General features: G+C 61.1%; 21 protein-coding genes. 10 read left to right on the top strand and 11 right to left on the bottom strand.

Going from position 1 to position 18,648, the window contains the following annotated elements:
* Positions 1 to 110 precede the first annotated feature (110 nt).
* The gene (locus IB244_RS26605) at positions 111 to 947 is read left to right on the top strand and encodes an MBL fold metallo-hydrolase (protein ID WP_169682606.1); all 837 of its coding nucleotides are present in this window, start codon (positions 111 to 113) and stop codon (positions 945 to 947) included.
* Positions 948 to 977: 30 nt separating this feature from the next.
* Here IB244_RS26605 and IB244_RS26610 read toward each other — a convergent pair whose 3' ends face one another.
* Positions 978 to 1,481, bottom strand: a complete 504-nt coding sequence (locus IB244_RS26610) for a pyridoxamine 5'-phosphate oxidase family protein (RefSeq protein ID WP_018858835.1) — start codon at positions 1,479 to 1,481, stop codon at positions 978 to 980.
* A gap of 174 nt (positions 1,482 to 1,655) precedes the next feature.
* On the opposite strand from IB244_RS26610, the gene IB244_RS26615 reads away from it, so the two are divergent.
* A complete protein-coding gene (locus tag IB244_RS26615) occupies positions 1,656 to 2,402 on the top strand; it encodes a YebC/PmpR family DNA-binding transcriptional regulator (RefSeq protein ID WP_018858836.1) in 747 nt (248 codons plus the stop codon).
* A 61-nt stretch (positions 2,403 to 2,463) separates the two neighbouring features.
* On the opposite strand, the gene IB244_RS26620 is transcribed toward IB244_RS26615, so the two are convergent.
* Both IB244_RS26620 and IB244_RS26625 read right to left on the bottom strand, forming a co-directional pair.
* On the bottom strand, positions 2,464 to 3,285 hold the full coding sequence (locus tag IB244_RS26620) for an anti-sigma factor family protein (protein ID WP_018858837.1): 822 nt from the start codon (positions 3,283 to 3,285) through the stop codon (positions 2,464 to 2,466).
* Positions 3,282 to 4,037 carry a sigma-70 family RNA polymerase sigma factor gene (locus IB244_RS26625; protein ID WP_113472030.1) on the bottom strand — a complete coding sequence of 252 codons (756 nt, stop codon included), beginning with the start codon at positions 4,035 to 4,037 and terminating at the stop codon, positions 3,282 to 3,284. Before IB244_RS26625 ends, IB244_RS26620 begins: the two co-directional genes overlap by 4 nt.
* 292 nt (positions 4,038 to 4,329) lie before the next feature.
* On the opposite strand from IB244_RS26625, the gene IB244_RS26630 reads away from it, so the two are divergent.
* The 4 genes from IB244_RS26630 (at position 4,330) to IB244_RS26645 (ending at position 6,893) form a co-directional block, all read left to right on the top strand.
* Positions 4,330 to 5,304: an MBL fold metallo-hydrolase gene (locus tag IB244_RS26630; RefSeq protein WP_018858839.1), complete on the top strand. Its 975-nt coding sequence runs from the start codon at positions 4,330 to 4,332 to the stop codon at positions 5,302 to 5,304.
* A 21-nt stretch (positions 5,305 to 5,325) separates the two neighbouring features.
* The gene (locus tag IB244_RS26635) at positions 5,326 to 5,802 is read left to right on the top strand and encodes a tetratricopeptide repeat protein (protein WP_018858840.1); all 477 of its coding nucleotides are present in this window, start codon (positions 5,326 to 5,328) and stop codon (positions 5,800 to 5,802) included.
* Positions 5,803 to 6,038: 236 nt separating this feature from the next.
* Positions 6,039 to 6,527 (top strand): invasion associated locus B family protein, encoded by a 489-nt coding sequence (locus tag IB244_RS26640; RefSeq protein WP_018858842.1) that lies wholly within the window; start codon positions 6,039 to 6,041, stop codon positions 6,525 to 6,527.
* A 3-nt stretch (positions 6,528 to 6,530) separates the two neighbouring features.
* Entirely contained in the window at positions 6,531 to 6,893 is a 363-nt protein-coding gene (locus IB244_RS26645; protein WP_018858843.1) for an SH3 domain-containing protein, read from the top strand.
* Between the two features lie 16 nt (positions 6,894 to 6,909).
* On the opposite strand, the gene IB244_RS26650 is transcribed toward IB244_RS26645, so the two are convergent.
* From IB244_RS26650 to IB244_RS26685, 8 genes are all read right to left on the bottom strand, one after another.
* Positions 6,910 to 7,245 carry a cytochrome C oxidase subunit IV family protein gene (locus tag IB244_RS26650; RefSeq protein WP_018858844.1) on the bottom strand — a complete coding sequence of 112 codons (336 nt, stop codon included), beginning with the start codon at positions 7,243 to 7,245 and terminating at the stop codon, positions 6,910 to 6,912.
* A gap of 10 nt (positions 7,246 to 7,255) precedes the next feature.
* On the bottom strand, positions 7,256 to 7,981 hold the full coding sequence (locus tag IB244_RS26655) for a heme-copper oxidase subunit III family protein (protein WP_018858845.1): 726 nt from the start codon (positions 7,979 to 7,981) through the stop codon (positions 7,256 to 7,258).
* Between the two features lie 10 nt (positions 7,982 to 7,991).
* Positions 7,992 to 8,702 carry a cytochrome c oxidase subunit 3 gene (locus tag IB244_RS26660; protein WP_018858846.1) on the bottom strand — a complete coding sequence of 237 codons (711 nt, stop codon included), beginning with the start codon at positions 8,700 to 8,702 and terminating at the stop codon, positions 7,992 to 7,994.
* Positions 8,699 to 10,474, bottom strand: a complete 1,776-nt coding sequence (gene ctaD / locus IB244_RS26665; protein ID WP_018858847.1) for a cytochrome c oxidase subunit I — start codon at positions 10,472 to 10,474, stop codon at positions 8,699 to 8,701. Before ctaD ends, IB244_RS26660 begins: the two co-directional genes overlap by 4 nt.
* 55 nt (positions 10,475 to 10,529) lie before the next feature.
* Positions 10,530 to 11,339, bottom strand: a complete 810-nt coding sequence (locus IB244_RS26670) for a cytochrome c oxidase subunit II (protein ID WP_169682603.1) — start codon at positions 11,337 to 11,339, stop codon at positions 10,530 to 10,532.
* A 145-nt stretch (positions 11,340 to 11,484) separates the two neighbouring features.
* Complete coding sequence (locus IB244_RS26675) at positions 11,485 to 11,871, bottom strand: c-type cytochrome (RefSeq protein WP_026372005.1); 387 nt, start codon at positions 11,869 to 11,871, stop codon at positions 11,485 to 11,487.
* A 192-nt stretch (positions 11,872 to 12,063) separates the two neighbouring features.
* Positions 12,064 to 13,065, bottom strand: coding sequence for an LLM class flavin-dependent oxidoreductase (locus IB244_RS26680; RefSeq protein WP_169682656.1), 1,002 nt, complete (start codon positions 13,063 to 13,065; stop codon positions 12,064 to 12,066).
* 120 nt (positions 13,066 to 13,185) lie between these two features.
* Positions 13,186 to 15,501: a methyl-accepting chemotaxis protein gene (locus IB244_RS26685; RefSeq protein ID WP_192241694.1), complete on the bottom strand. Its 2,316-nt coding sequence runs from the start codon at positions 15,499 to 15,501 to the stop codon at positions 13,186 to 13,188.
* A gap of 241 nt (positions 15,502 to 15,742) precedes the next feature.
* Here IB244_RS26685 and ruvC point away from each other — a divergent pair, with 241 nt between their 5' ends.
* The 4 genes from ruvC (at position 15,743) to IB244_RS26705 (ending at position 18,627) form a co-directional block, all read left to right on the top strand.
* Positions 15,743 to 16,255 (top strand): crossover junction endodeoxyribonuclease RuvC, encoded by a 513-nt coding sequence (ruvC, locus tag IB244_RS26690; protein WP_018858852.1) that lies wholly within the window; start codon positions 15,743 to 15,745, stop codon positions 16,253 to 16,255.
* Positions 16,256 to 16,289: 34 nt separating this feature from the next.
* Entirely contained in the window at positions 16,290 to 16,907 is a 618-nt protein-coding gene (gene ruvA / locus IB244_RS26695; RefSeq protein WP_018858853.1) for a Holliday junction branch migration protein RuvA, read from the top strand.
* Positions 16,908 to 16,986: 79 nt separating this feature from the next.
* A complete protein-coding gene (gene ruvB / locus IB244_RS26700; RefSeq protein ID WP_007527359.1) occupies positions 16,987 to 18,027 on the top strand; it encodes a Holliday junction branch migration DNA helicase RuvB in 1,041 nt (346 codons plus the stop codon).
* A gap of 36 nt (positions 18,028 to 18,063) precedes the next feature.
* A complete protein-coding gene (locus IB244_RS26705; RefSeq protein ID WP_018858854.1) occupies positions 18,064 to 18,627 on the top strand; it encodes a DinB family protein in 564 nt (187 codons plus the stop codon).
* The last annotated feature ends 21 nt before the right edge of the window (positions 18,628 to 18,648 follow it).

Raw genomic sequence — 18,648 nt, forward strand, 5'->3', positions numbered from 1 at the left:
TTTCCCGCCATGACGCAAACGTGAGAAGCGACTCCGGATTTCAACTGGACCGCTGCTGCGCCTTGCCGCATCCTCCCGAGCCTATCCGTGAGAGCGCTGGAGGAAGTGGCATGAAGCCGCGTTTTCTTGTTTTCGCAATCGCCTGCCTGATGGTCCTGGTTGCCGCGGAAGCCGCCGCCGCTCAGGAGGAACAGCGAAACGTCAGCCAGTGCCAGGCCATCGCCCAATCGATCCCGCAAGCGACCTTTGCCAGCTTCACAGGCCCGTCACCGATCATCGGTGCCGGCGCCACCGACCAATCGGTTGCGCTGACCTACATCGGGCACTCCACCTTCCTCATTGAAACGCCAGGCGGCGTAACGATCGCGACCGATTACAGCGGCTGGTACTCGCCGCCACAGGCGCCAATGGTCGTCACCATGAACCGCGCCCATTCCTCGCACTATACTCTGGTGACCGACCCGGCCATCAAATATGTACTGCATGGATGGAGCGACGTCCCGGGCGAAAAGGCCAAGATCAACCTCGTGGTCGGAGACACCTACATCCGCAACGTCACAACCGATATCAGGGGCGGCTTCGGCGCGCCGCAGGAAGATGGGAACTCGATCTTCATCTTCGAGGTTGCCGGTCTCTGCATCGGTCATCTCGGCCATCTGCATTACGAACTGACGGAGGCCCACTACACGGACATCGGCCGGCTGGATGTCGTGATGGTGCCGGTGGATGGTGGGCTGACGATGGGTTCCGACAGCATGAGCCGCGTCATCAAGCGCCTGCGCGCCTCGCTGATCCTGCCGATGCATCAGCCGCGCCCACTGCAAAGCTTCCTGTCGATGTTCGGACCCGATTTCGACATCAGCTACGCGCCGACGAACACGATCTCCGTCTCGCTGCGCGCCTTGCCGAAAAAGCCGCTGATCTATGTCGCGAAGGGCATGCAGTAAAAGACCCGGACTGCACCGGGCCTATTCTCCTCAGGCGAACTGCAAGTGCTGCCTGATGCCGACATCGGGCATCTTGTCATCGTCGAGGTTGGCCTTGGCGATCTCCCAGCCGAACTTCAGCTTATTGCCTGTCGAAACCCAGATCTCGGCGTCGTCGACATGCATGGCGAGCATCGTGAGCTTCGGATCCTTCTTGCCGTCGTCATACCAGGCGGCGACGAGCGAGTTCCAATACTCGTCTACCTTTGACTGGTCGGGCCGCACCTCGATCTTGCCGGCAAGGCAGGCATGGTAGTCGTGATCCTTGCCGACCACGCAGAAATGCGCCCGAGTCCCCGGCTTGATCGCACGTACGATCGCCGCATCGGATTTCGTATAGAACCAGATCGTGTTGGTCTTCGGATCGGCGTTCGGCGCCATCGGCTGCATGTGCATGTCGGCCCCGTCCACGCCGAGCATACCGGCATGAATGTCGTTCACCTGGTCCCAGAGCTGGCGTGCCGGGTGTTCTCGCGCCTCGTTGAAACTAGCCATAGCACTTCCTTCCATTTCGAGGGTCCGTGGGTGAAACGTCAACTTCCTGGGGTTTGTTCCGCCATTCCGGATACACGGGCGACCGGCGCGACAGAGCCGTTTTCCCTTGAATGCGGCCAATTTCGCTCTTATAAGGCGGCCCATTCCTAACAATACGACGTGAACAGGGGTGCCATGGCTGGCCATTCACAGTTTAAAAACATCATGCATCGCAAGGGCCGTCAGGATGCCGTGCGATCGAAAATGTTCTCCAAGCTCGCACGTGAAATCACGGTTGCGGCCAAGGCCGGTCTGCCCGACCCTGCGATGAACGCCCGCCTGCGTCTGGCAATCCAGAACGCCAAGGCGCAGTCCATGCCGAAGGATAACATCGACCGCGCCATCAAGAAGGCTGCTGGCGCCGACGCCGAGAACTACGATGAAGTCCGTTACGAAGGTTACGGCCCGGGCGGCACGGCGATCATCGTCGAAGCCCTGACCGACAACCGCAACCGCACTGCCTCCAACGTCCGCTCGATCTTTACGAAGGCCGGCGGCGCACTTGGCGAAACGGGCTCGGTATCCTTCTCCTTCGACCACGTTGGCGAGATCACCTACAAGCTGTCCGCTGGCGATGCCGACAAGATGATGGAAGCGGCGATCGAAGCCGGCGCCGACGACGTCGAGACCGACGGAGAAGGCCACTACATCACCTGCGCCTTTGAGTCTCTTGGCGAAGTCGCCAAGGCCCTCGAGACCTCGCTCGGCGAAGCCGAAACCGTCAAGGCCGTCTGGCGCGCCCAGAACAACGTGCCCGTCGACGAAGAACGTGCCCAGTCGCTGCTGAAGCTGATCGACAGCCTGGAAGACGATGACGATGTCCAGAACGTCTACTCGAATTTCGAAGTCGACGAAGAGGTTCTGGCCAAGCTTTCGGCCTGAGACCTGCAAGGAAGCATCATGTTATCGCGCCGGCCGGATTGTTCCCGCCGGCGCTTTCGTTTCAAGGACGCTCTTCCTCGGGCGCCAAGCCGGCCTGCGCTATAAAATTCTTGCGGAATGCGGCAAGATCTTCGGCGCTGGCATCGGTTATCGCCCAGAACACCAGTCCGCCGCTCGACCATCGACTAATATTGTATCCCTCGCGTTCCGCGCTGCCCGGTGCCGTCGACGTACCCGGCCATATAAAGAGATTAATCACGTGTCCGCGGAGCCGATAGATCAGAGCCGCGACGACCCGTCCGCCAACGTAGTCGACCCTGCCCCCGATCAGGGGAAACCCCTGGGCCGCGAGATCGACGACTGGCGGAGAGAAGTCGATCTTGCCGTTGAACCAGGGCTTGACGGTGTGTCGATCCGAGGTCTGCACATCAGCCAGGTGATCGGCAAGCAGCGAGCGGACATGGCTGGCGACGATCTGATCTTGGATATCTATCCCACGCGGCAGATTGACGAACAGGAAGAGACTTGCGGCCAGCGCAGCAAGCGACGGCACAAGGCTCCATTGCCGGATGAACGCGAAGATCCGCGGCCAGATGCCGTTTTCGGCCGCAGCCGCCTTCTCCGGATCCACGGAGGCGGCAGTCGCGAGGGACAGGCTACTTAGGACCCGAGAACGCACTTCTTCCGGCGCGCGCCATTTGACCCCGTTTCCACCGATGACCTTCCGCATGGCAGTCACCCTTGCCAGCGCGGCGCTGCAGGAGGCGCAACCGGCAAGATGCGCCTCGAATTGCGCCGAATGGACCGAATCGAGCTCACCGTCGACGAAACCGTGCAGCATGTCGCTCCATTCGGGACAGGCTCTATGGCTTTCATCGCTCATGGCGCCACCCCGCTCTTTTCCAGGGCCAGCCAGGCTTTGCCGAACTCCTCCCGTGCCCGCGCGAGCCTGGACATGACGGTGCCGATCGGCGCGTCGATGATTTCGGCGATCTGCCGATAGGACAGGCTCTCGAGTTCCCGCAGCACCAGCACCTCCCGCATCGGGTCGGAAAGATCGCCGATGACCCGCCGTACGCGCTCGGACTCGCTCTTGCGGATCACGGACGCTTCCGGCGTGTCGTCGTCGGACGCGATCTGGCAAGTCGCGATATCCGCTTCACCGGTCGAGACGTCCTCGGCCATCGGCACTTCGAAATGCGCCTTCCGGCGGCCGTCGAGTAGCCAGGCGCGGTAGCAATTTCTGACGATCGAAAACATCCAGGCGCGCGGATCGCCGCCGCGATAGCCTTCGAAGCTCCGATAGGCGCGCAGGAAGGCTTCCTGGACGATATCTCCAGCAGCATCGGGATCGCGACTGAGGAAGCGGGCGAAATTGTAGGCGTCGTCCAGCTGCGGAAGGATGGCCTTCTGGAAGCGTTGCATCGTTTCGGCCGATGCGGCAGGCGTCCTCATCGTGGCCGCTTGCGGGTCGAGCAGCGGCCGCGTCATCGCCAACGACATGCCGATCATGGCGGAGAGGGCTTTCAGAAGGCGAGCCGCCATCCGCCCGGTACCGGCAATCGCCCGATCGGCACCTAATGGCGTGCGCTGGCATTCGAATGAAAGGAAATCCGCGATCTCAGCCTCTGTCATCGTCTTCCCCGGGTTCGGCCGACCGCATCGGATCGCCCTTATGCCTTCCGCAAGATAGATCGCCCTGACCGTCATTTTATTCCGTCCCGGCGCGATTTTTTTTCGAGGAAAGGCGTTCACGGGAAGGGTTCTGGATGCCGTCGCGAAAAATCTCTCATCGGTTTCATCGGCTTAGGAAGATTGCCCGGCATGCCGGGAATAACTGCCGGCCGGCCTCGATCTTGTCTGGCAGCGGCGGCACCCATTGTCGGGTTGCCGCTGCATCATAGCACCCGACAAGAGGAGACTTGCGATGTTCACCATGACACGCCGTACCGTTCTCGGCACCGCCGCCGCAGGCGCCGCCTTCGGCCTTGCCTCGAAACTGGAATTCGTTTCACCCGTCTTTGCCGAAACGCCCGACGAGCCGAGCGTCGGCTTCTACAGATATAGGGTCGGATCGGTCGAGGTCACCGCCATCTATGACGGTATCTGGCGAAAGCCGCACGACCCAGGCTTCATCAAGAACGCCTCAATCGAAGACACCAAGGAGGCGCTTGCCAAGGCCGGCCTGCCGACCGGTTTCATGCCGATCCCCCTCACCGTCGTCGTCCTCAAGATGGGCGACCGGCTGATCATGATGGATGCCGGATCGGGCGTCGGCCAGTGGCAGGCGAATGCGACACACCTACCCGCCAACATGGCGGCGGCGGGCATCGACTACAGGAAGATCAACACGGTCATGCTCTCACATTTCCATCCGGACCACGTCTGGGGCCTGATGGACAAGGGCACCAATGCGGCCGTCTTTCCCGATGCCGAACTGATCGTCAACGCAGCCGAGTATAGCTGGTGGACGGAGTCTGGCCGAGTCGAAAAGCTTGCGGAAAGCCGTAAGGCCGCCGGCCAGCGCATCGCCAATGTTTTCCCGAAATGGCAGAACTGGAAACTCGTCGAGGACGGCGCCGAGGTAGCGCCCGGCATCCGCATGATATCAGCGCCGGGACATACGCCCGGCCACTCCGTCTATCTCGTCGACGGCGGAAACGAACAGCTGATGGTGTCGGCCGACATCATGTACGTGCCGGCCTTGCTCGCCCCGCATCCGGAATGGCAGGGCGCATACGACCAGGACGGGCCGATGGCGATCGAGACGCGCCGCAAGCTGATCGACCGCGTCATCGCAGACAAGATCGCGATCTGCGGCTCGCATTTTCCGTTCCCGGGCTCCGGCACCTTCGTCAAGGACGGCAACGTCTACGGCTTCACCCCCAAGATCCAGGCATGAGAAACTGAAGGAGAAACGATCATGAAGAGACATGTTCTGGCAGGCACGATCGCCTTGATCGCGGCAACCGCTGCCCTTCCCGCGATCCAAGCCGTTCCGGCCTTCGCCATCGACAATATCGAATCCACCAACGCGCCAGATTTGACGTCGGTGCGCGCCAAGATCGCTGCCGGGGATTATCAGGGGGCGCGGGACGAGCTTCGCGGCCTTGCCGAGGATACGCAGCAGGCAGACGTCTACAATCTGCTTGGCTTTACCCTGCGCAAGACCGGAGACTACCGGACCTCGCTGACCTATTACACCAAGGCGCTGGAGCTCGAGCCCGACCACAAGGCCGCCCGCGAATATCTGGGCGAACTCTACGTCGAGACCGGCGACATGGCCAAGGCGAACGACCAGCTCGCACGACTGACGACGCTTTGCCCGAACGGCTGCGAGGAGCGTGACGATCTTGCCAAGGCGATCGCTCAGAAGACGGTGCGGCAGACAGGCAACTGACATCCGGAACATCAGGCGAAGAGGAGCCTTAGGCCTGCGGGCCGGCCATGGAAGACATGACCGGCCTTTCGTTTTGGCCGTCCATTCACATCAGGCGATCGATCGGTCACACGTTCGTTACCCCCAGCCCGCCATTAAGGTCTCGGTAACCCTCGCCGACTTGAATGCGCCGCGTTCGCTCCAGCCGGTCTTTTCCAAGACCAGCGTCTCTCACACTTTCGGCGGGGAAAATGCCCATGAAAAGAATAGCTCTCGTACTCTCCTTCACTCTTGCCGGTGCAATTGCCGCCCATGCGCAGCCGACAATGGTCAAGCAGTTCGAGGACTGGGGCGTCTATTCCTACAGCAAGGGCGGCGAGAGGGTGTGCTATTTGCTGACAGTGCCGACAAGCAAGCAACCGGCAAGCGTCGATCATGGCAGCAATTACTTCGTGATCGGTCGGGCGCCGGGCGCCGGATATGAGCCGCAAGCGATCATGGGCTACGAACTGAAGCCCGGCTCCCGGGCCAAGATCGCAATCGGCGACAAGACGTTTACGATGTTCACCAGGGGCAAGTCCGCCTGGGTGCTTGAAGAATCGCGCGAGCATGACGTCATCAGCGCCATGCGCTCCGGTAGCGACATGACGGTCGAAGCGGTCTCCCAGCGCGGCACGGCGACCACCTATACTTATTCGCTGAACGGGGTGACCGCTGCCCTGAAGCGCATGGCATCCTGCAACTAGGCCATGGCACGCCGTCGATACCGTGCAGCACACCGGCTGGGCGTGCTGGCTGCCGGCTGCTTGCTCGGCATCGTGCTCTCCAGCCAAATGACATCCGCCGATGGCATCTCCGGCTGCATGCATCGCGCGCTGCTATCCAGCCACCGTACTGCGCTGATCGGCCCCTGGATGGCCTCGCCGGTGCCGATCCGCGCTACACCGCGCGCCTCGGCGAATGCCGTTGCAAAGCTCGCGGCGCGCGTCCGGGTCGCCGTCCGCTCATGTGATGGTACATGGTGCAATGTCGAGGTGACCGGCCATGACGTCGGCGGGTTCGTTCGCCAGTCCGCCCTATCGGGCGTCTATCCGAACGAGAAGATCATGTAGCCCTGCAACGGCCGACTCAGGGACCGGCCCCGCCGAGGAAGGCAAGCCGGGTGAAGATCGTGTAGTGCGACTCCGACGCCATCATCGCCACGAAGACGAGGACGAGCAGCGGCGGCAGCAATATCGCGTAGACGAGCGCCAGCCGTTCCCAGGCCATGTGCATGAAAATGGCAACGATCAGTCCGGCCTTTAGCATCATGAACACGATGATGAGCGTCCAGCGGGGATAGCCCTGGATACCGAGATAATCGACGAGATAGGAGAAGGTGCTGAGGACGAACAGCAATCCCCAGACGACGAGGTAGAGCCTGATCGGATGCTGTTGGCCGGAGTGTGCTTGTGCCTGTGCCATGGATGCGACCTCACCACAAATAGAAGAAGGCAAAGATGAAGACCCAGACGAGGTCGACGAAGTGCCAGTACAGGCCCATGATCTCGACGTTCTCATAGCTGCCCCTGCGGCTTGTGAAGAAGCCGCGCTGGCCCGTATCGAAGTCCCCGCGCCATACCTTGCGCGCGGTAACCAGCAGGAAGATTACGCCGAAGGTCACGTGCGTCCCGTGAAAACCGGTGATCATGAAGAAGGATGATCCGAACTGTGCCGCGCCCCACGGGTTTTCCCAGGGGCGCACGCCTTCGGTGATGAGCTTCGTCCATTCGAAAGCCTGCATTCCGACAAAGGTCGCGCCGAGCGCGGCGGTCAGAAGCAGCAAAGCGGCCGTTTTCCCGCGCTCGCGGCGATAACCGAAATTGACAGCCATGGCCATCGTGCCACTGCTGCTGATCAGGATGAAGGTCATGATCGCGATGAGGATCAGCGGGACCTCCTGGCCGCCGATATTGAGCGCGAAGACCTCGCTCGGATTAGGCCACGGAACCGGCGTCGACATCCGCGCGGTCATATAGGCCAGCAGGAAGCAGCCGAAGATAAAAGTATCGCTGAGGAGAAAGATCCACATCATGGCCTTGCCCCAGGAGACGTTCTTGAACGCCCGCTGGTCCGAGGCAAAGTCGGCCGCCACGCCGCGCAGGCCGGCGGGCGGCCCCATGGCGACGTCGTCGGTTTGCATTCGGGTCAGTTCGGCCATCTTCCACCCCTTAAGAAACGAGTTGGCGGCAGAGATCGACGAAGTCGTTTGCCCAGCCGGTAAAAAGCGCGAAGAGAAGCAGCCACACGACGAGCATGAAGTGCCAGTAGGTGGCGCAGAGCTCGACACCGAGGCGCAGCCTGGCGGAAGCGGCGGTGCCGCCTGCGAGCAAGCGCAATCTGGTTCGCGCAAGCACTGCCAGCCCACCGAGGATATGCAGGCCATGCAATCCCGTCAGCATGTAGAAGAAACTGTTTGCCGGGTTATCGGCAAGGACATATCCGGCCGCGACCAGCTGCAGCCAGGCGACGACCTGCCCGGCAAGAAAGAGCACTGCGGTCGCCAGCGCTATATCAAGCGCAAGCCGCAGGCCGTCACCGGCGCCCCGGCGCGCTTCAACCACCGCCCATTGCAGAGCCGCGCAGCTGGCGATCAAGACAGCGCTATTCGCCCAAAGAAGCCGAGGAACGGGCATTGCCCACCAATCCGCACCGCTCATTCGCGAAAGATAAGCACTGGCCAACAGGGAAAAGAGCGCGCCGACCACCGCGAGGAAAATGCCGAGGCCGATCTTGGCGGTCGGGATCGGCGGCTTCGCCGGTCCCGCGATATCATCAAGCGTGCCGACCTCCATCCATGGCTTCGACATCATCCTCTGCCCGGACAGCCACCAGATGACGATTGCGGCTATTCCCGCGAGAAAGACAAGAACCACACTCATGTGTGCGCCCTCGACACTCCGGCCATAGGCGGCTGGTTCTGGGGTATGAAGTCTTCGGGAGCGCCGGGTACACTGTAGTCGTAGGCCCAGCGATAGACGATCGGAAGCTCCTTGCCCCAGTTGCCATGGGCGGGCGGCGTCTGAGGAGTCTGCCACTCGAGCGTCGTCGCTCGCCACGGATTGCCACCGGCCTCGCGACCGCGGAACAGACTCCAAATGATATTGAACAGGAACACCATCTGCGCCGCCCCGACGACAAGCGCCGCGACCGAAATGAACATGTTCAGGTCATGCACCGAAGGCGGAATGAAAACCGTGTCGCCAAGCTCGAAATAGCGCCTCGGCACGCCCACCAGGCCTACATAATGCATGGGGAAGAAGATCGCATAGGCGCCGATGAAGGTAACCCAGAAATGGATCCGACCGAGAACCTCGTCGAGCATCCGCCCGGTAATCTTCGGATACCAGTGATAGATTGCGCCGAAGACCACCATGATGGGCGCGACGCCCATCACCATGTGGAAATGCGCTACCACGAACATCGTATCGGACAGTGGCACGTCCACCACGACGTTGCCGAGGAACAGTCCGGTCAGCCCGCCATTGACGAAGGTCACGATGAAACCGATGGCAAACAGCATCGGCAGCGTCAGGTGGATATCACCCCGCCACAGCGTCAGCACCCAATTGTAGACCTTGATCGCGGTCGGCACGGCGATGATCAACGTTGTCGTGGCGAAGAAGAACCCGAAATTCGGGTTCATGCCGCTGACATACATGTGATGCGCCCATACGATGAAGCTCAGCGCCCCGATAATCACGATCGCCCAGACCATCATGCGGTAGCCGAAGATGTTCTTGCGCGCATGCGTGCTGATAAGATCGGAGACGATGCCGAATGCCGGAAGCGCGACGATGTAGACTTCCGGATGCCCAAAGAACCAGAAGAGGTGCTGGAACAGGATCGGGCTACCGCCATCGGATTTCAGCTGCTCTCCCATTTCGACAATCGCAGGCATGAAGAAGCTGGTGCCGAGCAGCCGGTCAAACAGCATCATGACGGCGGCGACGAAGAGCGCCGGGAAAGCCAGCAACGCCATGACGGTTGCTGTGAAAATGCCCCATACTGTCAATGGCATCCGCATCAGCGTCATGCCGCGCGCCCGCCCTTGCAGCACGGTGACGACATAGTTCAAGCCACCCATCGTGAAGCCGATGATGAAGATGATGAGGGACGAGAGCATCAGGATGATACCCCAGTCGCGCCCGCCTGGCGTACCTGACGTCAGTGCCTGCGGCGGGTAAAGCGTCCAGCCGGCCCCCGTCGGTCCGCCAGGGGCGAAGAAGCCCGCAACAAGCACGATCACGGCCAGCAGATAAAGCCAGTAGCTCAGCATGTTCGCATAGGGGAACACCATATCGCGGGCGCCGACCATCAACGGAATCAGGTAATTGCCGAAGCCGCCGAGGAAAAGCGCGGTCAGGAGATAGATCACCATGATCATCCCGTGCATGGTGATGAACTGGTAATAATGATCCGCATCGATGAAGGAAAAATAGCCGGGAAAACCGAGCTGTAGGCGGATCAGCCACGACAGCACCAGCGCCACCAGACCGATCGAAAAGGCCGTCACCGAATACTGAATGGCAATGACCTTGGCATCCTGACTGAAGACGTATTTCGTCCACCAGCTCCTCGGATGATAGAGCTCAACATCCGCCACCTCGGCGGGTGGGATAACATCGCCGGCACTGGTTGGAATATCAACCATCGCATGCCTTCCTTCCTCCTCCCGTTACGGCCGCTCCCCCGGCCGCAACGCCGGCCTACTTGGCCGGTTCAACCGCTGCCATCAGCTGCGAAAACGTCTGCTGCTGCGCGAGCCACGCCTGGTAGGCGTCCGGCTCGTCGACGACGACAGTCCCTCGCATCTGCGGATGTCCGACGCCACAAAGCTCCGCGCACAGCACTTCGAAGGTGCCCGTCCGCGTCGGCGTGAACCAAAAATAGGTGACCGAACCGGGGATCATGTCCATCTTCGCCCGGAACTCGGGAACGTAGAAATCATGCAGCACATCGATCGAGCGCAGGTGTACGCGGACCGACTTGCCGATCGGCAAGTGCAGTTCGGCGCCTGAGATGATGATGTCGTCGAGGCCAGCCGGATCGTTCGTGATCACGCCGAGCGGATTGTCGGCGGTCACCGCTCGATTGTCTGCCCTGCCGAGCTTGCCATCGGCGCCCGGCAACCGGAAATTCCACAGCCACTGTTGCCCTACGACTTCGATTTCGCCAGCATCCGGCGGCACCGTCACGAACTGGTTCCAGACGACGAGACCAGGCGCCAGCATCGCTGCCACACCAAGGGCCGTGCTGCCGGCAAGCCACCATTCCAGACGCTTGTTCTCGGGCTCGTAGGCGGCCCGATTGCCCGGCCGATGGCGGAAACGAAAGATGCAGTAGGCCATGAAGGAGATCACCGCGACGAAGACGATGCCGGTGATCCAGAATGTAATGATGATGGTATTGTCGATGTAGTTCCAGTTCGAAGCGATCGGAGTCCACCACCACGGGCTGAGCAGGTGGAAAACCACCGACCCGATGACGATCAGACCGAGAACCAGCACGACAACCATGCGTTCCTCCCAATGCCCGGCCGGCTGTGGAAATTACCCGCAATCCGCTGGCACTTGCGTTAGGACTATCTCATAAACAAAACATCACGGCAATGGCGCGAAATGACGCCAACGAGCCGTCTGCCTCTACATCAATAAGCTGATTTCATTTCGAGAATTGCTTGAGATAAGCTAGCAGATTGGTGATATCGCCGTCGTCCTTCAGCCCGACGAACACCATCTTCGTACCCTTAACCTTCAACTTTGGGTCGTGAAGATAATCGCGCAGAGTCGCTTCGTCCCAGACCAACCCGGCTGTGCCCGCCGCCTTCATCGCCGCTGAATAGGCAAAATCCGGATGCGTCCCGGCTGTTCGGCCGAACAGGTGGTTCAGCGACGGCCCGACCTTGTTCTTGTCGGTGTCGGCAATATGACAGACCGCGCACTTCTTAAAGACCGTTTCCCCGGCCGCCACGTCGCCCTCTTGGGCGATTGCAGACGAGGCGGAAAGACAGATCAGTGAAATCAAAGCAGCAAGACCGTGGTAACGCATAGCAATCCTCATCCTCCAAAGGTTGCTCGAAACCGGCCGCGCGCGCGATTTGCGGCGTGCGCCGTCCATCACACTTGCGTCGCCACAACGCTGTGCAAACGACATGTGTGATCAAGCAAAGCTATGGTCCGGCTGCGTTAAGTCAATTCGCACAAATGGCTGTAGGCCACGAAGCGCCCGCGATGCGCGGCATTAGGCCGCAGCGCGAAGGAAGTTTCCAAGCCCGGCGAAAAGCTCGACCGATTTCAATCTCGCCTCGATATCGTGGATCGGCATGGAGATGATCACTTCATCCGCCTGCGTCTCGGCAAGGAATTCGGTGAGCTTTGCCTCCGCGGTCTTCGGCGACCCGACGACGGCATAGCGCAGCGTGTGCTCGACCGTCAGCTTCTCCATCGGGGACCAGAAGCTCCCCATATCGGCGACCGGCCGCGGAAACTGGCCACGCACATTGCGGCGCAGATTGACGAACTGCTGCTGGGCCGAGGTGAAATGGTATTGCGCCTCCTCATCCGTTGCGGCAACGGACCCCATGACACCAACCATGACATAGGGCTTGTCGAGCATGGCGGAAGGTGTGAAGCGGCTGCGATAGATGTCAATGGCATCAAGCAGCGAGTCCGGCGCAAAATGCGAGGCGAAGGCATAAGGCAGCCCCAACATCGCGGCGAGCTGCGCGCTGTAGAGGCTGGAACCCAGAAGCCAGATCGGAACGTTGGAATTCATGCCGGGAACCGCAAGGATCGCCTGGTTCTCGATCGGCGTGCCCAGCAACTGCTGCAATTCGACCACGTCGTTCGGAAAGCTCTGGGCGCCCGCATCGAGATTGCGCCGCAGGGCCCGGGCGGTCCGCATGTCGGTGCCGGGCGCACGCCCCAGGCCGAGATCGACGCGGCCCGGAAACAGCGCTTCCAGCGTTCCGAATTGCTCTGCAATGACAAGCGGCGAGTGGTTCGGCAGCATGATGCCGCCCGAGCCGATGCGGATCCGCTTGGTTGCCGCGCCGACGTGGCCGATCACGACCGCCGTCGCCGCGCTGGCAATACCCGGCATGCCGTGATGTTCCGCAAGCCAGAAGCGGTTGTACCCGAACCCTTCGGCCTTCTGCGCCATGCGCGCCGAACTCTCGAGCGACTGGCGGATCGTCCCGCCTTCTGGAACAGGAGAGAGATCGAGAATGGAGAAGGGAACCATGACGAAGCCTGTCGGTAATTGGAAGGACAGGTCTATGTAGGTGGCCGCTCGGCCCATTCCAAACGAGCGGGAAAGAAAAAGGGCCGGTCTCCCGGCCCTCGTTCATCTGCCGATCACGGTTCAAGCCCGACGTCGCAGCAGGTGTACCTCGGCGCCCTGGTGATGTTCCGCCTGCGCCAGCGTGAAATTCGCCAGCTGCCGGTCCATTTCGACCGCTTCGGTCGCGAGCCGATGGATCGCAGCCGTCGTTTCCTCGACCATGGCGGCATTCTGCTGCGTCATCGCATCAAGCTCTGAGACCGCGGAGTTGATTTGACGCAGGGTGTCGGCTTCCTCGCGCGTCGTTTCCATGATCTCGCTGATCTGGCCGTTGATTGCCTCCACATGGCTGCCGATCCCCGTCAGCGCGTCGCCGGCACGCTCAACGAGCGACACGCCCATCTCCACTTCATGCGTGGACTTCTGCAAGAGGCTCGATATTTCCTTTGCGGCACTCGATGAACGCTGTGCCAGTTCGCGCACTTCCATGGCGACCACGGCGAAGCCCTTACCGGACTCGCCTGCCCGTGCAGCCTCGACGCCGGCATTGAGCGCCAGCAGGTTGGTCTGGAAGGCGATCGCATCGATAACGGCGATGATCGAATTGATCTGGCGCGACGACGCCTGGATCGCCTCCATCGCGGCAATTGTCTCGCGCATGATCTGGCTGGAGCCGGTCGTCTCCCGCTTGGCGTCGCGGGCGATGCGTTCGGCCTGCTCCGCACGCTCGATCTGAACGCGGACCGACTGGGTGATCGCATCGATCGCATTCGCGGTCTCGGTGATAGAGGCGGCCTGCCGCTCGGTCCGACCGGCAAGCTCATCGGCACCGGTGCGCATTTCCTCGGAACCCGAACGCACGGCCATGGAGTTGCCGCCGATCGCCGTCATCGTTTCGCTGAGGGTAGCCAGCGCCTCGTTGAAGTTGACCCGGAGGCCTTCGAGTTCGTTCGGGAAGCGGGTCTCGATCTGATGGGCAAGATCGCCGTTGGCAAGGTGATGCAGGCCCTCGTCGATCGCCTGGACGACTTCCTGCAGGGTCCGTGCTTCCGCCTCGCGCTCAGCCATGTGCTGCTGGCGATCCCGCTCCGCGCGAGCCCGCGTTTCGTTGCTGGCAGCTTCCAGGTCGCGGCTCTCGACAAGCGACTGCTTGAACCGCGCCAATGCCTTGGCCATCGTGCCGATTTCGTCGCCGCGGTTCTGGCTGCCGATCTCGACTTCGAGGTTGCCGTCGGCGACGTCACGCGTGACGTCCGCGAGCCGGGCAAGCGGCGAGAACAGCAGCTTGGTGATGGCCCAGGTTGCCACGGCCATGATGATCAGAACACCAAACGCAATCATCGTCAGGAGCGTGGCGATCTCCAGCGAGCCAGCATTGAGTTCGCTGATGCGGACGCTTTCCACGACGAGGAAGCGGGAGCCCTGATAATCGATGCCGCGAACATAGGCTCGTGCCGAGCCATCGGCGCGATCGAAGTCGTCGACCGTCATGCCCTTGGCCGACAGCGCGTCCTTCGCGAAGGTGAAAGGCGTGGTATCGAGCGTTGCCAGCTGGCCGGACGAGTTTACGCCGATCGCCGATCCGTCATCCGAGATGATAGCGGCTTGCGCCGTGCTACCGGACACGATGCCCTTGGCGAGAATGCTGGTGATGATGTTGTCGCGGACCTTGAAGAGCATCACGCCCTTCGCCGCGCCGAGCTTGACGATCGGCACGGCATAGAAGATTGCCGACTTGCCGTTCGCCGCGTCGACGCGAAGACCGGAAAAGCCGGTGGGGGCGGAATCGTCAGTCGCCTTTGCGGTGTTGGCGATCGCCTTGGCGAAGGCAAGGCCGGCGCCGGTCGCCTTCCATGCATCGGTCTTCAGGTTCTCCGCGAAATCGTCGTTCTTCTTGTAGGAGTAGAGGACGTTGCCATCGAGATCGGCGATCAGCAGGTCGCTGAAGGCGGTATTCTCCAGGTCGCGGGCCACTTCACCCTGCGTCGTTTCATGGTTGGAGTAGTAGAAGCCGCTTGGTGCCTGCGGCTTCACCAGTTTTTCGCGCTGGTCGGCCGGGTTCGGATTGTTGGTGATGAACACCTTCTTCAATTCGGCGCGCGCATCACCCGACGTCTTCTCGATTGTCTTCCAACCGCTCTTCAGGCTTGTAATCGACATCTGCAACGCTTCGATGCGCGCAATCGAGTTCGCCTGGTTTTCCAACTGCTCAAGCTGATCCTGCAGCATGTCGCCGCGGAAGATCAGGACGCTCTCCTTCGCCTTGAGTGCCTGCTCACCGGAAATGCGGCTGCTGGCGAAGTAAGCAAGCACGTTGATGACCGCAATCGACAGTGCGGTCAGCAGTATAAATGTCGCGATGACCTTGAAGGACAGGGATTTAAATCTCTGAACCATGAACGATGAACCCTTCCGGAACGGCTCATACCGGCAGAGCGTGGAACATCCTGCCGGCTGACCTGAAAACAGAAAACGGGAACCTTGCCTTCCTGAGAAGGGAGTTCCTCTGACATTTTGTGGATCAAAAGTCGGCTATGGAGCTTAAATTGCCGTAAACAGCGTGTGGCAAAAACAAGGAATGTTTTTGTTTTGTTCACATATCGATGGCAGTTATTTGGCGAGTGCAATAGGGTGAAGCATGCAAAATACGATTCGCATCATCGGCGTTGATCCGGGCCTGCGCCGCACGGGCTGGGGAATTATCGACACGCTCGGCAATTCCTTGCGCTTCGTCGCGTCCGGTACGGTCACCTCGGACGGCGACCTGGACCTGGCCTCGCGCCTTTGCCAGCTGCACGATGGCCTGGCGGAAGTCGTGCACAGCTATCAGCCTGATGAGGCTGCCGTCGAACAAACCTTCGTCAACAAGGACGCCGTTGCAACGCTGAAACTCGGGCAGGCACGCGGCATTGCCATGCTGGTCCCTGCCCGCGCCGGTTTGCCCGTCGCCGAATATGCGCCAAACGCTGTCAAGAAGGCGGTCATCGGTGTCGGCCACGGCGAGAAGCAGCAGATCCACATGATGCTGAAAATCCTGATGCCCAAGGTCGAATTCAAGGGCAACGACGCGGCTGATGCGCTGGCCATCGCCATCTGCCACGCTCATAACCGCGGCAGCAGCCGCATGCGGCAGGCGGCGCTTGCCGGCTAATCTTCACTGAAAACCCACCGAACGGACCATTTGCATGATCGGCAAGCTCAAAGGCACCATCGATGAAATCGGCGATGACTACGTCCTCGTCGATGTCCACGGCGTCTGCTACGTCGCCTTCTGCTCGGCGCGCACGCTCTCCCGCCTCGGCTCGGTGGGCGAGGCCTGTGTGCTTTTCATCGAGACCTATGTTCGCGAAGACCAGCTGAAGCTCTTCGGCTTCATGACCGCGCTCGAGAGAGAGTGGTTCATTCTCCTGCAGAGCGTACAGGGCGTTGGTGCAAAGGTGGCGCTCGCCGTCCTTTCGACCCTGCCTCCAAGCGAACTGGCGAACGCCATCGCGCTGCAGGATCGCACGGCAGTCGCCCGCGCTCAGGGCGTTGGTCCCAAGGTTGCCGTGCGCATCGTCACCGAACTGAAGAACAAGGCGCCGGCCTTCGCCGGAGAAGCGTCGGCCACCATCGGCCTCAAGCAGGAGCTCGGTGAAGGTGTTGCCGCTGCCCCTGTCGCCGACGCGGTATCCGCGCTGACGAACCTCGGCTATTCCCGCGACCAGGCTGCCAATGCCGTTGCCGCCGCAATGAAGACCGCCGGTGAAGGCGCCGACAGCGCCAAGCTCATCCGCCTTGGGTTGAAGGAACTGGCTCGCTGATCCAATTGCCCGAGCGGGTGCCAAAAGCGTTCGGCTTGGTGTATTGGTCACGAGCGTTTGAAGATTGGGAAATGCCAGCATGAGTGAAGCCGCGCGCCTGATATCGGCCGAGAAACGAGGCGAAGACCTGGATGTGACGCTGCGGCCGCAGTCGCTGGACGAGTTCACCGGACAGGCGGAAGCGCGCGCAAACCTGAAGGTGTTCATCGAGGCGGCGAAGAACCGTGGTGAGGCGCTGGATCACGTCCTTTTCGTTGGCCCGCCCGGCCTCGGCAAGACGACGCTCGCGCAGATCATGGCGAAGGAACTCGGCGTCAATTTCCGCTCGACGTCCGGTCCGGTTATTGCCAAGGCGGGCGATCTCGCCGCTCTACTGACCAATCTCGAAGAGCGCGACGTGCTCTTCATCGACGAAATTCACCGGCTCAACCCGGCCGTCGAGGAAATCCTCTACCCCGCGATGGAGGATTTCCAGCTCGACCTCATCATCGGCGAGGGACCAGCCGCGCGCTCTGTCAAGATCGACCTGTCGAAATTCACCCTCGTTGCAGCAACGACCCGCCTTGGCCTTTTGACCACGCCGCTTCGCGACCGTTTCGGCATTCCCGTGCGCCTGAGCTTCTATACCGTCGAGGAATTGGAGCTGATCGTTCGACGCGGCGCACGCCTGATGAACCTGCCCATGACCGACGAGGGTGCACGGGAAATCGCCCGGCGCGCTCGTGGAACGCCGCGTATTGCCGGTCGCCTGCTGCGGCGCGTGCGCGATTTCGCGGAAGTGGCGAAGGCTGAAGCCGTCACCCGCGAGATTGCCGATGAGGCGCTGACCCGGCTGCTCGTCGACAACATGGGCCTCGACCAGCTCGACAAGCGCTACCTCAACATGATCGCGGTCAATTTCGGCGGCGGCCCCGTCGGCATCGAAACCATCGCCGCAGGGCTTTCCGAACCACGCGACGCGATCGAGGACATCATCGAGCCCTACATGATTCAGCAGGGTTTCATTCAGCGCACCCCACGCGGCCGCGTCCTGACCGCGACGGCCTGGAAGCACCTCGGCATGCAGCCCCCAAAGGATCTGGAAGCGGCACAGTTTCGCTTGTTCCAGGAGGACGACTGACGCTTGCGGGTTGCCCGTCAAGAAACGGAGTTACCGATGCCGACTTTCGACCCATGCAGGACCACACGGAAGCTTGCCTATAACAATGCGCTTGCGAACCATCGCCTGCATGAAGCCTGCAGCAGGTTGAAGCCGGGAGAGTTCGAGGCGGCACGCGTAAGCTTCTTTCCGTCGATCAAGGCGACGCTCAACCATATTCTGACGGTCGACTGGTTTTACGTTGATGCGCTCGAAGGCGGCACGCTTGGGCCTACCGCCTGGGATGTCGAGGAGCCATTCGACGACATCGCGGCGCTTGCCGCAGAGCAGGCCAAAGTCGATCGTCGGCTGGTCGCGCTTTGCGAGCCGGCAACGCCGGAAAAGCTGGCGTCGACGACCGAGATCCATCGTGCGGGGCGCATTCAGCGCGAGCGGATGGAAGACGTTTTGAACCACCTGTTCCAACACCAGACGCATCATCGCGGCCAGGTTCATGCGATGTTGGCAGGAACGAGCGTACATCCACCGCAGCTCGATGAATTCATCGTTGCCGATGATGGTCGCTTCCGGAGCGGCGATATCGCCGCTCTCGGCTGGAGTGAAGAGCAGTTGATGCGCTAGCCTGGGGCGGCGCGACGCAGC

Origin of the sequence: Rhizobium sp. RHZ02 (assembly GCF_014851575.1) — a bacterium.
GTDB lineage: Bacteria > Pseudomonadota > Alphaproteobacteria > Rhizobiales > Rhizobiaceae > Rhizobium > Rhizobium altiplani.

Bases quoted from the DNA above. Each gene is read 5' to 3' on its own strand.
- IB244_RS26670 (WP_169682603.1), bottom strand. From the start codon at position 11,339: ATGGTTGTCGTGCTGGTTCTCGGTCTGATCGTCATCGGGTCGGTGGTT.
- IB244_RS26685 (WP_192241694.1), bottom strand. From the start codon at position 15,501: ATGGTTCAGAGATTTAAATCCCTGTCCTTCAAGGTCATCGCGACATTT.
- IB244_RS26630 (WP_018858839.1), top strand. From the start codon at position 4,330: ATGTTCACCATGACACGCCGTACCGTTCTCGGCACCGCCGCCGCAGGC.
- IB244_RS26615 (WP_018858836.1), top strand. From the start codon at position 1,656: ATGGCTGGCCATTCACAGTTTAAAAACATCATGCATCGCAAGGGCCGT.
- IB244_RS26610 (WP_018858835.1), bottom strand. From the start codon at position 1,481: ATGGCTAGTTTCAACGAGGCGCGAGAACACCCGGCACGCCAGCTCTGG.
- ctaD (WP_018858847.1), bottom strand. From the start codon at position 10,474: ATGGTTGATATTCCAACCAGTGCCGGCGATGTTATCCCACCCGCCGAG.
- IB244_RS26635 (WP_018858840.1), top strand. From the start codon at position 5,326: ATGAAGAGACATGTTCTGGCAGGCACGATCGCCTTGATCGCGGCAACC.
- IB244_RS26675 (WP_026372005.1), bottom strand. From the start codon at position 11,871: ATGCGTTACCACGGTCTTGCTGCTTTGATTTCACTGATCTGTCTTTCC.
- IB244_RS26620 (WP_018858837.1), bottom strand. From the start codon at position 3,285: ATGAGCGATGAAAGCCATAGAGCCTGTCCCGAATGGAGCGACATGCTG.
- IB244_RS26660 (WP_018858846.1), bottom strand. From the start codon at position 8,702: ATGAGTGTGGTTCTTGTCTTTCTCGCGGGAATAGCCGCAATCGTCATC.
- ruvB (WP_007527359.1), top strand. From the start codon at position 16,987: ATGAGTGAAGCCGCGCGCCTGATATCGGCCGAGAAACGAGGCGAAGAC.
- ruvC (WP_018858852.1), top strand. From the start codon at position 15,743: ATGCAAAATACGATTCGCATCATCGGCGTTGATCCGGGCCTGCGCCGC.
- IB244_RS26650 (WP_018858844.1), bottom strand. From the start codon at position 7,245: ATGGCACAGGCACAAGCACACTCCGGCCAACAGCATCCGATCAGGCTC.
- IB244_RS26705 (WP_018858854.1), top strand. From the start codon at position 18,064: ATGCCGACTTTCGACCCATGCAGGACCACACGGAAGCTTGCCTATAAC.
- IB244_RS26655 (WP_018858845.1), bottom strand. From the start codon at position 7,981: ATGGCCGAACTGACCCGAATGCAAACCGACGACGTCGCCATGGGGCCG.
- IB244_RS26640 (WP_018858842.1), top strand. From the start codon at position 6,039: ATGAAAAGAATAGCTCTCGTACTCTCCTTCACTCTTGCCGGTGCAATT.
- IB244_RS26625 (WP_113472030.1), bottom strand. From the start codon at position 4,037: ATGACAGAGGCTGAGATCGCGGATTTCCTTTCATTCGAATGCCAGCGC.
- ruvA (WP_018858853.1), top strand. From the start codon at position 16,290: ATGATCGGCAAGCTCAAAGGCACCATCGATGAAATCGGCGATGACTAC.
- IB244_RS26605 (WP_169682606.1), top strand. From the start codon at position 111: ATGAAGCCGCGTTTTCTTGTTTTCGCAATCGCCTGCCTGATGGTCCTG.
- IB244_RS26680 (WP_169682656.1), bottom strand. From the start codon at position 13,065: ATGGTTCCCTTCTCCATTCTCGATCTCTCTCCTGTTCCAGAAGGCGGG.
- IB244_RS26645 (WP_018858843.1), top strand. From the start codon at position 6,531: ATGGCACGCCGTCGATACCGTGCAGCACACCGGCTGGGCGTGCTGGCT.